The sequence below is a fragment of the Humibacillus xanthopallidus genome (assembly GCF_006716675.1).
GTDB classification, from domain to species: Bacteria; Actinomycetota; Actinomycetes; order Actinomycetales; family Dermatophilaceae; genus Humibacillus; species Humibacillus xanthopallidus_B.
This window is the reverse complement of the sequence record NZ_VFPM01000005.1, coordinates 46,381-63,079: the sequence shown is the minus strand read 5'-3', so window position 1 is coordinate 63,079 and position 16,699 is coordinate 46,381. Positions and strand designations below refer to the sequence as shown.

At 70.4% G+C, this 16,699-nt stretch carries 11 protein-coding genes; 10 read left to right on the top strand and 1 reads right to left on the bottom strand.

The features are described from left to right. The first annotated feature begins 421 nt into the window (after positions 1-421). Positions 422-2,053, top strand: coding sequence for a chromosomal replication initiator protein DnaA (gene dnaA / locus FBY41_RS21985; RefSeq protein WP_221629399.1), 1,632 nt, complete (start codon positions 422-424; stop codon positions 2,051-2,053). 57 nt (positions 2,054-2,110) lie between these two features. Here the strand turns inward: dnaA and FBY41_RS21980 are convergent, their stop codons facing one another. Next, entirely contained in the window at positions 2,111-3,112 is a 1,002-nt protein-coding gene (locus FBY41_RS21980; protein WP_141847234.1) for an NAD-dependent epimerase/dehydratase family protein, read from the bottom strand. A gap of 118 nt (positions 3,113-3,230) precedes the next feature. Here FBY41_RS21980 and FBY41_RS21975 point away from each other — a divergent pair, with 118 nt between their 5' ends. The 9 genes from FBY41_RS21975 to FBY41_RS23695 all read left to right on the top strand — a co-directional run bounded on the left by FBY41_RS21975 (position 3,231) and on the right by FBY41_RS23695 (position 16,632). After that, a complete protein-coding gene (locus FBY41_RS21975; RefSeq protein WP_185749212.1) occupies positions 3,231-4,028 on the top strand; it encodes a TetR/AcrR family transcriptional regulator in 798 nt (265 codons plus the stop codon). A 592-nt stretch (positions 4,029-4,620) separates the two neighbouring features. After that, complete coding sequence (gene dnaN, locus FBY41_RS21970) at positions 4,621-5,748, top strand: DNA polymerase III subunit beta (protein WP_141847232.1); 1,128 nt, start codon at positions 4,621-4,623, stop codon at positions 5,746-5,748. Positions 5,749-5,839: 91 nt separating this feature from the next. Continuing rightward, positions 5,840-6,982 (top strand): phosphogluconate dehydrogenase (NAD(+)-dependent, decarboxylating), encoded by a 1,143-nt coding sequence (gene gnd, locus FBY41_RS21965; RefSeq protein WP_141847229.1) that lies wholly within the window; start codon positions 5,840-5,842, stop codon positions 6,980-6,982. Between the two features lie 19 nt (positions 6,983-7,001). Next, positions 7,002-8,243: a DNA replication/repair protein RecF gene (recF, locus tag FBY41_RS21960; RefSeq protein WP_141847227.1), complete on the top strand. Its 1,242-nt coding sequence runs from the start codon at positions 7,002-7,004 to the stop codon at positions 8,241-8,243. After that, on the top strand, positions 8,236-8,829 hold the full coding sequence (locus FBY41_RS21955; RefSeq protein ID WP_141847224.1) for a DUF721 domain-containing protein: 594 nt from the start codon (positions 8,236-8,238) through the stop codon (positions 8,827-8,829). The genes recF and FBY41_RS21955 overlap by 8 nt, the downstream gene beginning before the upstream one ends. A gap of 160 nt (positions 8,830-8,989) precedes the next feature. Continuing rightward, the gene (locus tag FBY41_RS21950; protein ID WP_141847222.1) at positions 8,990-10,507 is read left to right on the top strand and encodes a protealysin inhibitor emfourin; all 1,518 of its coding nucleotides are present in this window, start codon (positions 8,990-8,992) and stop codon (positions 10,505-10,507) included. Positions 10,508-10,861: 354 nt separating this feature from the next. Continuing rightward, the gene (gyrB, locus tag FBY41_RS21945; RefSeq protein WP_141847460.1) at positions 10,862-12,991 is read left to right on the top strand and encodes a DNA topoisomerase (ATP-hydrolyzing) subunit B; all 2,130 of its coding nucleotides are present in this window, start codon (positions 10,862-10,864) and stop codon (positions 12,989-12,991) included. A 309-nt stretch (positions 12,992-13,300) separates the two neighbouring features. Next, positions 13,301-15,898 (top strand): DNA gyrase subunit A, encoded by a 2,598-nt coding sequence (gene gyrA / locus FBY41_RS21940; protein WP_375869900.1) that lies wholly within the window; start codon positions 13,301-13,303, stop codon positions 15,896-15,898. Then, entirely contained in the window at positions 15,895-16,632 is a 738-nt protein-coding gene (locus FBY41_RS23695; protein WP_260439971.1) for a DUF3566 domain-containing protein, read from the top strand. The genes gyrA and FBY41_RS23695 overlap by 4 nt, the downstream gene beginning before the upstream one ends. Positions 16,633-16,699: the final 67 nt, after the last annotated feature.

Genomic DNA, 16,699 nt, shown 5'->3' with positions numbered 1-16,699 from the left:
TTCGGCGACCGCAATCGGCAGGCCCGTGGAGCTCCGGCAGGCGGCGTCCGCCGGACTTCGTCCGGGGAGCACGCGAGCTCGGTGCCATGGGCATGCGAAAGCGGTCGCAGACACGCTCGATCAACGATACGGGAGCCGTGGAAGAGCGGTCAAACCCGCCCGGCGGCAACCCCTATGGTGGGACAGGACGGCCGACGCAAGCCGACACGCCGAGACCCACGAGATCTGTGGACGATTCGGTTGTGGGTACCTGCGGGAGTTGTTAGGTTTTCGACTCTCACGAATGCGGCCCCTCCTTGCACAGGCTGTGGACAAACGTGTGGACAACAAGGCAGGGTGCACCGGACAGAACCCGGGAGCTCCGTGTGACGGAGTGCGCCGGGCAGGGGGCACGCAGACGGTTCAGGGGCAGGTGGAGTACGTGAGCGACGCAAGCGTCGACTATGCAGAGGTGTGGCGCCGGACGTTGCTGGACCTCGATGCCGTCGGCCTCTCGGCCCAGGAGCGGGCCTTCACCCGGCTCTGCCGACTCGTCGGTGTGCTCGACCAGACCGCGGTCGTGCGGGCACCCGACACCTACACCAAGGACTTCCTCGAGACCCGCATCCGCGAGCAGATCCACCAGGCCCTCAGCCACCAGCTCGGCCACCCCGTCCAGCTCGCCGTGTCGGTCGACGAGAGCCTCCAGCCCGACATGGGCCTGCTCACCGACGAGCCCACGGGGGCAGCCTCTCGTTCTGCCGGCCCCGTCGGCGACCGCAACGGCGCGCACCCGACGGGCCTACCGGCATACAACCCGCTGCGCGACCTCGAGGAGAGCGCGCCCGACCTCGACGGCGCCGACCTCGACGACCCGCGCACCCAGCCGCTGCAGCCGATGCGGGCCGTCGACCACTTCGGCGCGCACGCCGGTCGCCCGTCGCCCTTCTCCGCGGGGCAGCGCGATCACGAGACGCCGATGTCCGGTGGCGAGAGCGGCCCGCTGCGCCAGATCCGGCCGGAGCCGACCACGTCGTCGAGCGACACCCGCCTCAACCCGAAGTACACCTTCGACACCTTCGTCATCGGCGCGAGCAACCGGTTCGCCCACGCCGCCGCCGTCGCGGTCGCCGAGGCGCCGGCCCGGGCCTACAACCCGCTCTTCGTCTACGGCGAGTCGGGGCTCGGCAAGACGCACCTGCTCCACGCGATCGGCCACTACGCACGCACGATGTTCCCCAACGTCCGGGTGCGCTACGTGAACTCCGAGGAGTTCACCAACGACTTCATCAACAGCATCCGCGACGACAAGGCGAGCGCGTTCCAGTCGCGCTACCGCAGCGTCGACGTGCTGCTCATCGACGACATCCAGTTCCTCCAGGGCAAGCTGCAGACCCAGGAGGAGTTCTTCCACACCTTCAACACGCTGCACAACGCCAACAAGCAGATCGTCATCACGAGCGACCTGCCGCCTCGTGAGCTCTCGGGCTTCGAGGACCGCATGCGCACGCGCTTCGAGTCGGGACTGCTCACCGACGTGCAGCCCCCCGACCTCGAGACCCGCATCGCGATCCTTCGCAAGAAGGCCATCCAGGACCGGATGACGGTGCCCGACCCGGTGCTCGAGTACATCGCGACGAACTTCAGCACCAACATCCGCGAGCTCGAGGGCGCCCTCATCCGCGTCACGGCCTTCAGCAACCTCAACCGTCAGCCGATCGACCTGCCGCTCGCCGAGATCGTGCTCAAGGACGTCCTGCCCAACGAGACCCCCAACCAGGTCACCGCGGCGACGATCATGGCGGTGACCGCCGCCTACTACGCCGTCACGCTCGAGGACCTCTGCGGGTCCTCCCGCTCGCGCCAGCTCGTCACGGCCCGCCAGATCGCGATGTACCTCTGCCGTGAGATGACCGACCTGTCGCTGCCGAAGATCGGCCAGCACTTCGGCGGCCGTGACCACACGACGGTCATGCACGCCGACCGCAAGATCCGCGAGCTCATGGGCGAGCGCCGCGCCATCTACAACCAGGTCACCGAGCTGACCAACCGGATCCGCCAGCAGTCCCACTGACGCTCCTCGGCCCCGTGGGCCCGACCCGATGGCGTATGCCGTGGGGCCGGGTCCGCGTCAGGCGGCCGCCGCTCGGGTGGGCTTGGCGTCGCGCCGGGCGGCGATGGTCACCGTCAGGGCCTCGTCCCACGGGGTCGGCGCGAGCCCGAAGGTGCGCTGGGTGAGGTCCGAGTCGAGCACGAAGGGCTGCTCGAACTGGTGCCGGGTCTCGCGGACCTCGCGCATGAAGGGGACGACGAGGCCGGCCGCGGTGCCGAGCGACCTCGGCAGCACGCGGACCCGCCGGGGCTTGACGCCGGCGAGGCGGGCGACGTCGGCAGCAGCCTGCTCGAAGGTGCGGGCCGGCGCCGTGGGCACGTGCCAGGCCCGGCCCCAGCCGTCGTCGCCGGTCGCGACCCGGGCGGCGAGCCGGCCGACGTCGGGGACGTAGGTCCAGGAGTGCGGTGCGTCGGCTCGCCCGACGGGCACGAGGGGCGGCCGGCCGGCGAGGAGTGCGTCGATGACGATGTCATTGAGGTAGCTCGTGCGCGGCGTCGTGCCCGGGCCGAAGTAGTCACTCGAGCGCAGCTCGGTGGCGCGCAGGTGCCCTGCCTCGTGGCGGGCAAGCGCCTCGTGCCACATGTCGGCCCGCAGTGCGCCCTTGTGTCCGGCCGGTCGCATCGGGTCGTCCTCGTGCATCGGGGCGCTCACCCGGCCGTAGCCGTAGAGGTTGCCGATGATGACGAGCCCTGCGCCCGTGGCCTCGGCTGCTGCGAGCGTTGCGGCCGCGACGGGCGGCCAGTCGGTGTCCCACGTCATGTAGCTGGGCGGGTTGACGGCGTTGACGATGCTCGCGGCGCCGCGCGCCAGGGCGGTCACGGCGTCCCTGTCACCGGCGTCGACGCTGACGACCTCGACGGCGTCGGCTGCGTCGGCTGCGTCGGCGCGGGTCGACTCCCACGGCCGCTCGGCGACGCGTCCGGAGCGCGAGGCGAGGGTGACGGTGTGCCCGAGCGCGACGAGCGCGGTGGTGGTCGAGCGGCCGACGCCTCCGGCGCCGAGGACGAGGTGGTGCGACATGGTCTGCTCCTTGAAAGGTGAAGTGTGAGCATCGCTCACACTTCGAGGATGACCGCTCTGGCCACAAAAATCAAGAGCGGTGCTCACATTTCTTCCTCGACTGTGGCACTCTGGCGGGATGGAGCAGGAGGCGGGCACCGAGCCGAGCACCCAGGCGGGCACCCAGACAGCCATGACCGACGACGCCCAGCGCCCGCTCGGCAAGCGCGCCACCAAGCGGCTCGCGGTCGAGGCCGACATCCTTCGCGTGGCGCGGCAGCACCTGGCGACCGACGGCGCGGCAGCCCTGAGCCTGCGGGCCGTCGCTCGGGACCTCGGCATGGTCTCGTCGGGCATCTACCGCTACGTCGACAGCCGCGACGAGCTGCTCACGCGACTCATCATCGACTCCTACTGGTCCCTGGCGACGGCCGCCCGGGCGGCCCACGAGGCCGTCCCGGTCGGCGAGCTCGACGCCCGATGGGACGCCCTGGGGCGGGCCGTTCGCCACTGGGCACTCGAGCGTCCGCACGACTTCGCGCTCATCTACGGCTCACCGGTCCCGGACTACGAGGCCCCGGCCGAGCGCACCCAAGAGGCGGGGACGGCCGTCATCGCACTGCTCGTCGGCCTCCTCGAGGACGTGCGCCGCGCGGGCCGTCTCGTCGACCCGGACCGCCTGGGTCTGGTGGCGAGCCGCGCCGACGCGGGGGTCGGTGAGCTGCTCGGCTCCCCCCTCTTCTCCGCGACGCAGCTCGACGCCGTCACGCTGACCCAGGGGATCGCCGCCTGGACCCTGCTGCTCGGTGCCGTGACGAGCGAGGTGTTCGCCCAGCTGGGCCCGCTTCCGGACGGTGAGGCCCTTTTCGAGTGCCTGTTGGCGGTCTCGCGGCGGTGCTTCATCCGCCCCGCCGCCGGCCGGACCGCCGAAGCGTGACGCCCCACCCGCTCGGCCACCCGGCATACGTCCACAGTCGTCCACAGATCCGTCCACAGCTGTGTGCACAGCGTGACCTTCTCGAGACCTGTGCGGGCCCAACCCGACATGTCGCTGCTTTTCCACTGGTTGTGGATAACCATGTGGACGTCCGAGGTGTCACTTCTCCACAGGAGACCCGCTTCCGACCCCACCGAACGCCACCCCATCCACAGTTGTCCACAGCACCGTGTGGACAACTGTGGATCACAGCCCGCATCCTGCGGACAACTCCCCCATCGCCTGTGTGAACCATGTGGGGACGCCGGGCTCGTCCACACCCGGCCCGACGTTCCCCGGTCTGTCACCCACAGCCGAACCACACGCCGACTCGCGCCCTGACCTGCCGCGACGCCGGTTGTCCACAGTGTCCACAGCACCTACGACCATGACGAACCTCCCGAGAAAGGGTTTCGCCCCGACAACGAGGGGACGAGCCGACCACCCCTGACAAGCGAGCCCGTCGCGCTTGTGTGGACTCGGTGGTGCACCATGGCGGCAGGTACTAGTGTCTGTCCCCCGATCTGTCGTTCCTCGTCGAAGTGAGTGCACCGTGAAGTTCCGCGTTGAGCGAGACGTCCTGGCCGAGGCCGTGACCTGGGTGGCGCGGGGCCTGCCGGCCCGCCCGCCGGTGCCGGTGCTCGCGGGTGTGCTCCTCGAGGCGAGCGAGGAGGGCACGCTGACCCTGTCGGCGTTCGACTACGAGGTCTCCGCCCGCATCACCGTGCCGGCCGACGTCGCCGAGTCGGGCCAGGTGCTCGTCCTCGGCAGGCTCCTCGCCGACATCTCGCGGAACCTGCCCAACAAGCCGATCGACGTCAGCACCGACGGCACCAAGGTCAACGTCGCCTGCGGCTCCTCCCGCTTCGCTCTGCGCGAGATGCCCGTCGCCGACTACCCGACGCTGCCGACCTCGCCCGACGTGAGCGGCACCATCGCCGGCGACGTCTTCACCCAGGCCGTGGCCCAGGTGTCGGTGGCCGCCGACAAGGGCGACACCCTCCCGATCCTCACCGGCGTCCGCATGGAGATCGAGGGCGACAAGGTCACCCTGCTCGCCACCGACCGCTACCGCCTCGCCATGCGTGAGCTGACGTGGTCGCCGGCCGCGTCCGACGCCAGCCACGTCGCGCTCATCCCGGCCCGCCAGCTCTCCGACACCGCTCGAGCCCTCGGGGCCTCGGGCTCCATCGAGCTCTCGCTCGGCTCCGGCAGCGACGGCCTCATCGGCTTCGAGGCGGGTCAGCGCCGCGCGACGACGCGCCTGCTCGACGGGGAGTACCCCAAGGTCACCTCGATCTTCCCGACCTCCGTCGACACCGAGGCGGTCATCGAGACCGCAGCACTCGAGGAGGCGGTCAAGCGCGTCGCGCTCGTCGCCGAGCGCAACACCCCGGTCCTGCTGAAGTTCACCGACGGCCAGGTCGCCATCGAGGCCGGCACGGGCGACGACGCCCAGGCGTCCGAGGCCGTCGAGGCCACCCTCACCGGTCCTGAGATCCAGATCGCCTTCAACCCCCAGTTCCTCCTCGACGGACTGCACGCGGTCGGCACCCCGTGGAGCCGCCTGTCCTTCACCCAGCCGAGCCGGCCCGCCGTCCTCAGCGGCCAGGCCGAGGCCGACGGCGACGCCGACGCGACCTACCGCTACGTGCTCATGCCGGTCCGCTTCGCGAGCTGACCCACCCCTCGCGTCACCACGGCGGTATGCCGTCCGGCTGGCGTAGCCTCGAACAGCCCAGCCCCGCTCCTTCCGCAGAAAGGCACGCGACATGCAGCTCGGTCTCATCGGTCTCGGCAAGATGGGCGGCAACATGCGCGAGCGCTTGCGCCGCGCAGGGCACGAGGTGGTCGGCTTCGACCGCAACCCCGCCGTCGCCGACGTCAAGACCCTGCCTGCGCTCGTCAAGGCGCTCGAGGCCCCGCGTGTCGTGTGGGTCATGGTGCCGGCCGGCGACCCGACCCGCGAGACCGTCGCCAAGCTCGCCGACCTGCTCGAGCCCGGTGACCTCGTCATCGACGGCGGCAACTCCCGCTTCACCGACGACTTCGAGAACGCCAAGCTCCTCGGCGCGAAGAAGATCGGCTACGTCGACTGCGGCGTCAGCGGCGGCATCTGGGGCCTCGAGAACGGCTACGGCCTCATGTGCGGTGGCGACAAGAAGTGGGTCACCCGCGCCATGCCGATCTTCGACGCGCTGCGGCCCGAGGGCCCGCGCGACGAGGGCTTCGTCCACGCCGGCAAGGTCGGCGCCGGGCACTACACGAAGATGGTGCACAACGGCATCGAGTACGGCCTCATGGCGGCCTACGCCGAGGGCTTCGAGCTGCTCGAGAAGAAGGACATCGTCACCGACGTGCCCGGTGCCTTCAAGGCGTGGAGCCGCGGCACGGTCGTGCGGTCCTGGCTGCTCGACCTCATGGTCGACGCCCTCGAGGAGAACCCCCACCTCGATGACGTCTCCGACTACACGAACGACTCCGGCGAGGGCCGGTGGACCGTCGAGGAGGCCATCGCCCTCTCGGTGCCGATGCCGGTCATCTCGGCCTCGCTCTTCGCCCGCTTCGCCTCGCGCCAGCAGAGCTCGCCGACGATGCAGGCGGTCGCAGCACTGCGGGGCCAGTTCGGCGGTCACCAGGTCATGACGATCGCCGAGGGCGACAAGCTGCGCGCCGGCGACGTGCCGACCACCGCGAAGCGCTCCGCGCGCAAGGAGTCGCCGACGAAGCAGGCCGCCAAGCGCGGCGCTGCCAAGAAGGCGAGCGCCGGGGCCCAGGCTGCTGCCTCCCGAGCCAACGTCGGCGCCGCGAAGACGGCCGTCGCCTCGGGCACGGCCACCTCGACGAAGGCGACCGACACCGCCGACTCGGCCCGCGGGCAGAAGCGCGCCGCGAAGAAGACGTCGAAGTCCTGACCAGGATCGCCGGTCCTTCTTGCACGTCCGCCACCTGACCCTCAAGGACTTCCGGAGCTATCCGAGCGCGGAGCTCGCGTTGAGCCCGGGGGTCACGACGTTCGTCGGGCTCAACGGGCAGGGCAAGACCAACCTCGTCGAGGCGATCGGCTACCTCGCCACCCTCGGGTCGCACCGGGTGGCGACCGACCAGCCGCTCGTGCGCTTCGGTGCCAGTCAGGCGATCGTGCGCGGCGCCGTCGTGCGCGACGACCACGAGACGATGGTCGAGCTCGAGATCACGCCCGGCCGCGCCAACCGGGCGCGCCTCGGGCGGTCCCCCGTGTCACGGCCGCGCGACGTGCTCGGCACCCTGCGGACGGTGCTCTTCGCTCCCGAGGATCTCTCCCTCGTCAAGGGCGACCCGTCCGAGCGACGCCGCTTCCTCGACGAGCTGCTCGTGCAGCGCCAGCCGCGCTGGTCCGGGGTGCGCTCCGACTACGACAAGATCCTCAAGCAGCGCAATGCACTGCTGAAGTCCGCAGCCCCCGTGCTGCGCAAGGGATCCCGCCGCCAGCCCCGCCCGCCGCGTGACGGGGAGGCACCGATCGACGAGGCGCGCGAGTCGGCGCTGCACACGCTCGACGTGTGGAACGACCACCTCTCGACCGTCGGCTCCAGCCTGCTCTATGCCCGGCTGCGGCTCCTGCGCGACCTCGTGCCCGACCTCGCCGACTGCTACGACGCCGTCAGCGCCGCGCCGTCCAACGCACGGGCGACCTACCGCAGCTCGCTCCACGAGGACCTCGCCGCGCGCATCGCGGCTGGCGAGGTCCCCGAGATCGACGAGCTGCGCACCGCGATGCTCGAGACGCTCGACGCCGTGCGGTCCAACGAGATCGAGCGCGGCATCTCGCTCGTCGGACCGCACCGTGACGACGTCGTGCTCTCGCTCGGCGACCTGCCCGCGAAGGGCTACGCCAGCCACGGCGAGTCGTGGAGCTTCGCGCTGGGACTCAAGCTGGCGGCATACCGCCTCCTGCGGCGCGACCTCGGCGACGACCCTGTGCTCGTGCTCGACGACGTCTTCGCCGAGCTCGACTCCGGGCGCCGCGAGCGGCTCGCCGCCCTCGTCAGCGACTGCGAGCAGGTGCTCATCACGGCCGCCGTCGGCGCCGACGTGCCCGAGGTCCTGCGTGAGCAGGGCAGCACCGTCGTCGTCGAGCTCGGCCACGTCCTTGCCCCGGACGACGCGTTCGACGAGGCCGGGTCCGATGAGTGACGACCCGCCCACGCCGGACTCACCCCCGGCAGCAACGCCGGACTCACGTGCGGACCCGCTGCCGGAGCCGACCGATGCCGACACCCGCATCGCCGACGCCGCGGCCTCCGCGCTCGCCCGCGCGCGGGCAGCCGCTGCCGAGAAGGGCCTGCGCCCGGGCATGAAGCCCAAGCGCCGCCGGCGCATCCAGGGTGACGGCGCCACGCTCTCGGGCAGCGCGCGCGACGGCCGCGACCCCGCGTTGCTCGGCGACCAGCTCGACCGGCTGCTCGTCGACCGCGGGTGGAAGATCGACGTCGCCGTCGGCTCGGTCATGGGGCGCTGGCCCGAGATCGTCGGGGCCGACATCGCCGCGCACGTCGAGCCGGTGAGCTTCACCGACGGCGTGCTCACCGTGCGGGCCGACTCGACCGCGTGGGCCACGCAGATCCGGCTGCTCGCCTCGTCGCTGCTCGCCCGCGTCGAGGAGGAGATCGGCGCCGGCGCGGTCACCGAGCTGCGCGTCGTCGGCCCCTCGGCGCCGTCGTGGAACCGCGGCACCCGCCGCTCCCCCGACTCGCGCGGCCCCCGCGACACCTACGGCTGACCCCCGATCGACAGAGCAATCCGTCGCCCTCCCGATCGCCCAAACCCCGATCGAAAGAGCAATCCGTCGCCCTTCCAGGCTCCGTGAGGGGGCCGCACCCAGGGGACGGATTGCTCTTTCGATCGCGCGGGTGTCGGTGTTCCGTCGCAGACTGTCGTCCATGACCCGATCGACCGCACCGCGCTGGCCCGCCATCATCCCGCCCTACATGCTCGAGGCGCTGGCCCAGAGCGACGAGCCCCTGGTCGCACGGCGGGCCCAGGAGTCGCTCGAGCACGACGCCGAGCTGCGGGCCTCGCGCCGCACGCCCACGGCGCGGCCGACCCGCACCCGGGCACCCCGCCGCGACGACGTCGGAGACGGGGCTCCCGGTGCCCACGGCACGGGTCCGCACCGCACGATCTCCGACGCCAAGGGCTCCCAGCAGCTCCCGGGCACGACCGTGCGCACCGAGGGCCGGCCGCCGACGGGCGACATCGCGGTCACCGAGGCCTACGACGGTCTCGGCGCCACGTGGCAGCTGTGGTCGCAGGCCTACGACCGCGACTCCCTCGACGGCAAGGGCATGCCGCTGCTCGCCACCGTCCACTACGGCCGCAACTACGACAACGCCTTCTGGGACGGCTCGCAGATGGTCTTCGGTGACGGTGACGGCGTCATCTTCGAGCGCTTCACGAAGAGTCTCGACGTCATCGGGCACGAGCTCGCGCACGGCGTCACCGAGCACACGGCCGGTCTGCTCTACCAGGGGCAGTCGGGGGCGCTCAACGAGTCGATCTCCGACGTCTTCGGCGTGCTCGTCAAGCAGCACAGCCTCGGGCAGAGCGCCGAGCAGGCCGACTGGCTCGTCGGCGCCGAGCTGCTCAACCCATCGGTGGCGGGTCGCGCCCTTCGCGACATGCGCAACCCCGGCACCGCCTACGACGACCCGCGCCTCGGCACCGACCCCCAGCCCGCCCACATGGACGACTACGTCGAGACCCGCGACGACAACGGCGGCGTCCACATCAACTCCGGCATCCCCAACCGCGCCTTCGTGCTCGCCGCGCTCGCGATCGGCGGCAACGCGTGGGAGGCGCCCGGCGCCATCTGGTATGCCGTCCTGTCGGGTGACGGCATCAGGGCCGACTGCGACTTCGCCACCTTTGCCGGTCTCACGGCGGCGGCCGCCGGCCGTGCCCACGGCGAGGGCTCGTCGCAGCAGGTCGCGGTCCGGTCGGCCTGGGAGCAGGTCGGTGTGCTGGAGCCCAGCACCACACCGCCCGCGCCGGGCGCCGGTGGCTCCGGACAGGCCGGCGACGGCAGCGGGGCATCCAGCGGTGAGGCGCCGGGTGGCGAGGCACCCGGCAAGGGCCGACCCCGGGGTGAGGAACCCACGAACGAGGGGCCGAGCGTCGACGCCCACGTCGTGCTCCGGCGCACCGGGGGCTTCGCGGGCCTCGTCCGTGAGCGCCGGCTGGCCCTGCACGAGCTCCCTGAGCGCGACGCGAAGGACTGGCAGCACCTGCTCTCGGCCCCGACGCTGCAGCGCATCGCCGCCTCGACCGAGCGCACCCATCCCGACGCCTACATCTACTCCGTCGTCTGCGACGAGGCCGGGTGCGACGTCACGCTCCAGGAGCCGCACCTGCCCGAGGCGATCCACTCCCTCTTCGAGCGCACGCTGCGCACCGACTGAGACCCGCCGCCATCGCCTCCGGGTCCGGCTTCCACCTCGCTCGGAGGCCCCGGAGCACCGGGGACGGGGCGGATCCGAGGAAGCGCCGGAGGGGCGCCGACGCCCCCATTCGTGATCCTCCCCTCGGATCCGAGGGTTTCGGGGCCGGAAAGTGGCTCTCCTGTGCGTCAGGAGGCACGTCAGGGGTGCGCAGACCGTTAGAATGACAGGGACTCGGCTCGAGCGTGTCGTCATCTCGCTCGAGCCGTCCATGTGTCGCCACTGCGGGCGACCGCATGCCCGGGCCGACGCGCCCGGGCCTGCCGTGCACAACCGAGGAGAAACGTGTCCGAGGCCGATCAGACGCCCGACCAGATGCCCGACCACAGCCTGCCCCCGAGTCTCCCACCTGTCGACGCCACGGCGCCCGACGTGCGCCCCAACGGTGTCGACTACGACGCGAGCGCGATCACCGTGCTCGAGGGTCTCGAGGCCGTGCGCAAGCGTCCAGGCATGTACATCGGGTCGACCGGCCCCCGCGGTCTGCACCACCTCGTCTACGAGATCGTCGACAACGCCGTCGACGAGTCGCTCGCCGGCTATGCCGACACGATCGATGTCACCCTCCTCGCCGACGGCGGCGTCCGGGTGCGCGACAACGGCCGCGGCATCCCCACCGACATCCACCCGATCGAGAAGATCAGTGCCGTCGAGCTCGTCCTCACGCAGCTGCACGCCGGCGGCAAGTTCGGCGGCGGCGGCTACAAGGTCTCCGGTGGCCTGCACGGCGTCGGCAGCTCTGTCGTCAACGCCCTCTCGACGCGCCTCAAGGCAGCCGTGCGCCAGAAGGGCCACGTCTTCCGCATGAGCTTCACCCACGGCGTGCCCGACGGTCCCCTCGAGCAGATGGAGGCGACCGAGGAGACCGGCACGACGATCACCTTCTGGGCCAACGACGAGATCTTCGAGACGGTCGACTACGACTTCGAGACGATCCGGGCCCGCATGCAGCAGATGGCCTTCCTCAACAAGGGCCTGACGATCAACCTCGTCGACGAGCGCGTCGAGCGGCCCGAGGTGGGCGATGACGACGTCGACCTCGACGACATCGACAACGAGATCACCGAGGTCGAGCAGGACGACGAGGCCGACGAGTCGGTCGCTGCCGCCGCGACCTCCGGTGAGAAGAAGAGGGTGACGGCCAAGAAGGTCAGCTACCGCTACGACAACGGCCTCGTCGACTACGTCAACCACCTCAACAGCAGCAAGCGCAGCGAGCCCGTGCACCCCGAGGTCATCTCGATCGAGGTCGAGGACACCGAGCGCTCCCTCAGCCTCGAGCTCGCGATGCAGTGGACCAACGCCTACAGCGAGTCGGTCCACACCTACGCCAACGCGATCAACACCCACGAGGGCGGCACGCACGAGGAGGGCTTCCGCGCGGCGATGACCAAGCTCATCAATGACTTCGCCCGCCGCCAGAACCTCCTCAAGGACAAGGACGAGAACCTCACCGGCGACGACGTGCGCGAGGGCCTCACCGCGGTCATCTCGGTCAAGCTCGCCGAGCCGCAGTTCGAGGGCCAGACCAAGACCAAGCTCGGCAACTCCGAGGTCAAGGGCTTCGTCCAGCGCGCCATGACCGACGAGTTCGGCCACTGGCTCGGCGCGCACCCCAACGAGGGCAAGGACATCGTGCGCAAGTCGGTCCAGGCGGCCGCCGCGCGCATGGCCGCCCGCAAGGCCCGCGAGGCCACGCGCCGCAAGGGCCTGCTCGAGTCGGGCGGCCTTCCGGGCAAGCTCAAGGACTGCCAGAGCAAGGACCCCCGCATCTCCGAGGTCTTCATCGTCGAGGGCGACAGCGCCGGCGGCTCGGCCACCCAGGCCCGCAACCCGCACACCCAGGCGATCCTCCCCATCCGCGGCAAGATCCTCAACGTCGAGAAGGCGCGCATCGACAAGATCCTCGCCAACAACGAGGTCCAGGCGCTCATCTCCGCCTTCGGCACCGGCATCGGCGAGGACTTCGACATCGACAAGGCGCGCTATCACAAGATCGTGCTCATGGCCGATGCCGACGTCGACGGCATGCACATCCGCACCCTCCTGCTGACGCTGCTCTTCCGCTTCATGCGTCCGCTCATCGAGGCCGGCTACGTCTACCTCGCCCAGCCGCCGCTCTACCGCCTGCGCTGGAGCAACGCGCCGCACCAGTTCGCCTACAGCGACCGCGAGCGTGACGGGCTCCAGCAGATCGGCGAGGGCAAGGGCTGGCGCCTGCCCAAGGACAACCCGGTCCAGCGCTACAAGGGCCTCGGCGAGATGAACTACGCCGAGCTCGGTGAGACGACGATGGACGTCAAGACGCGCACCCTCCTCCAGGTCACCCTCGAGGACGCCGCGAAGTCCGACGAGGTCTTCGCCGTCCTCATGGGCGAGGACGTCGAGTCCCGGCGCAGCTTCATCCAGAAGAACGCCCGCGACGTGCGCTTCCTCGACATCTGACCCGTCGAGTGCTCACTTCCTGACCCTTTGCAGGGCCCGCCAGCCCCGCTGGGACGGTCAGGAAGTGAGCACTCGACGGAGACGGCATACCTCCTGCGTGGCACTGCACTGCACTGAATCTGACTGAGAGACTAAGGGACTGACGTGAGCGACGACCTGCCTCCCATCGATGGAGACGACGTCAACGAGACGCCCGACGAGACGACCGAGCTCGATGACGTCGACGAGTCCGTCGACCAGGGCACCGCCCCGATCGAGCGCGACGACGACGAGACCGACCGTGTCGAGGCCGTCGACCTCAACAACGAGATGCAGCGCAGCTACATCGAGTACGCGATGTCGGTCATCGTCAGCCGCGCGCTGCCCGACGTGCGCGACGGCCTCAAGCCGGTGCACCGGCGCATCGTCTACGCGATGTACGACGGCGGCTACCGGCCCGACCGCGGCTACAACAAGTGCGCGCGTGTCGTCGGCGACGTCATGGGTCACTATCACCCGCACGGCGACTCGGCGATCTACGACGCCCTCGTGCGTCTCGTGCAGGACTGGTCGCTGCGCTACCCGCTCGTCGACGGCCAGGGCAACTTCGGCTCGCGCGGCAACGACGGCGCGGCCGCCCCCCGCTACACCGAGTGCCGGATGGCCCCGATCGCCATGGAGATGGTGCGGGACATCGAGCAGAACACCGTCGACTTCGTGCCGAACTACGACGGCAAGACGCTCCAGCCGGCCGTGCTGCCGAGCCGCTTCCCCAACCTGCTCGTCAACGGCTCGGCGGGCATCGCCGTCGGCATGGCGACGCAGATCCCGCCGCACAACCTGCGCGAGGTCGCAGCCGGTGCCGAGTACTACCTCAAGCACCCCGAGATCGGCCGCGAGGAGCTGCTCGAGCACCTCCTGACGATCATCAAGGGCCCGGACTTCCCGACCGGGGCGCTCATCATGGGCCACCGCGGCATCGAGGACGCCTACCGCACCGGACGCGGATCGATCATCATGCGCGCCGTCGTCAACGTCGAGGAGGTCGGCAACCGCCAGGCCCTCGTCGTCACCGAGCTGCCCTACCAGGTCAACCCCGACATGCTCGCGATGAAGATCGCCGACCTCGTCAAGGACGGCAAGGTCTCGGGCATCGCCGACATCAACGACGAGACGTCGGGCCGCACCGGCCAGCGCCTCGTCATCACGCTGAAGCGTGACGCCGTCGCGAAGGTCGTGCTCAACAACCTCTACAAGCACACGCAGCTGCAGACGACGTTCGGCGCCAACATGCTCGCGCTCGTTGACGAGGTGCCGCGTACCCTGCCGCTCGACGGTTTCATCCGGCACTGGGTCGACCACCAGATCGAGGTCATCGTCCGGCGCACGACCTTCCGGCTCAACAAGGCCGAGGCCGACATCCACCTCCTGCGGGGCTACCTCAAGGCCCTCGACATGCTCGACGAGGTCATCGCCCTCATCCGCGCCTCGCGCACGGTCGAGATCGCCCGCGACGGCCTCATCGAGCTGCTCTCGATCGACGAGGTCCAGGCCGCGGCCATCCTCAACATGCAGCTGCGCCGCCTCGCCGCCCTCGAGCGCGAGAAGATCCAGCAGGACCACGACGCCCTGCAGGAGATGATCGACGAGTACCGCGCGATCCTCGCCTCGCCGCAGCGCCAGCGCGACATCGTCTCGGAGGAGCTGCAGGCGATCGTCGACAAGTACGGCGACGAGCGACGCACCGAGATCGTGCCCTTCGACGGCGACATGTCGATGGAGGACCTCATCCCCGAGGAGGACGTCGTCGTCACGATCACCCGTGGCGGCTACGCGAAGCGCACCCGGGTCGACCAGTACCGCTCGCAGAAGCGCGGCGGCAAGGGCGTGCGCGGCGCGTCGCTGCGCGGCGAGGACGTCGTCGAGCACTTCTTCACGACGACGACCCACCACTGGCTGCTCTTCTTCACCAACCTCGGCCGGGTCTACCGCGCCAAGGCCTACGAGCTGCCGGAGGGCTCGCGCGACAGCAAGGGCCAGCACGTGGCCAACCTGCTCGCCTTCCAGCCGGGTGAGCAGATCGCCCAGGTGCTCGCGCTGCGCGACTACGAGGCGGGCGACTACCTCGTGCTCGCCACCCGCGCCGGGCTCGTCAAGAAGACCCGCCTGACCGACTACGACTCGCCCCGCTCGGGTGGCCTCATCGCGATCAACCTGCGCGACGGCGACGAGCTCGTCGGGGTCGGCCTCGCCTCCAACCGCGACGACCTGCTGCTCGTCTCGCGCAAGGGCCAGTCGGTGCGCTTCACGGCGACCGACGAGGCGCTGCGCCCGATGGGCCGCTCGACCTCGGGCGTCACGGGCATGAAGTTCCGACCCGGCGACCACCTCCTCGCGATGGCCGTCGTCGAGGAGGGCGAGAGCCCCGACGTCTTCGTCGTCTTCGAGAACGGCCTCGCCAAGCGCACCCCGGTCTCGGAGTACCGCCTCCAGGGCCGCGGCGGTCTCGGCATCCAGGTGGCCAAGCTCTCCGACAAGGGCGGCGACCTGGTCGGCGCCCTGACCGTGAGCGAGACCGACGAGGTCATGGTCGTCATGGAGAAGGGCAAGATCGTGCGCTCGCGCGTCGACGAGGTGCGCCACACCGGCCGCTCGACGCAGGGCGTGAAGTTCGCGACCCCCGACAAGGGCGACTCGATCGTCGCGGTCGCCCGCAACGCGGAGTCGGCCACGGAGGCCGAGCTCGAGGAGGCGGCTGACGGCATACCGGCTGGTGGTGCTCATGGCGTCGATGAGGACACGACCGGCGTGTCGGACGCGTCCGCGGACGGGGCGCCCGCTACGGTTCCCGGCCCCGATGGCGTACCGTCGGACGGGACCGGGACCAACGACGCTTCGTCCGAGGGCGACAGCGGAGGTGACGAATGAGCACGACCAGCGAGGGCGGGTCACTCGGGAAGACCCAGTGGGGATCTGACCCGACGGGCCCCATCACGAGCAGCGGCTCGTCGAGCAGCTCCGCCTCCACGCAGGCCGTGAGCACCTCGTCGAGCAGCGGATCCAACAGGTCCGGCGGCTCGGCGGGCAGCTCGACGACCTACTACGGCAGCAACGGCGCGAGCTTCGACTCGGGCTCGCAGGCGGCCGTGGGCTCGGGCGCCTCGGCGCCGAACACCTCGGGAGCCGACACCGGCGGCACGCCGCTCACCCGTGGTGCCGTGACGACGCAGACGGCCCCGACGAAGAAGGTCGCCCCCGCAGCAGCGGCTGCCCGGCCCGCCGCGCGCAAGGCCAAGGGCCCGCGCCGGGTCCGTCTGGCCGTCGCCCGTATGGACCCGTGGTCGGTGATGAAGATGAGCTTCCTGCTGTCGGTCGCGCTCGGCATCGCCGGCGTCATCCTCACGGCGGTCCTGTGGATGATCCTGTCGACGATGAACGTCTTCAGCGACATCGAGGGCGTGCTCCAGTCGCTCCAGACGACGACGTCCGACCCGTTCTCGATCAAGGACTACGTCGGCTTCGGCCGGGTCGTGTCGCTTTCTATCGTCATCGGCGTCATCGACGTCATCCTCATGACGGCCATCGCGACGGTCATGGCCTTCCTCTACAACATCTGCTCCGCCCTCGTCGGAGGCGTGCAGCTCACGCTCACCGACGACTGAGCAGCCAGCTCTCACAGCCCTGTCGGGGCGATCACGTATGCCGGGTGGCCCGCCACCCGGCATACGT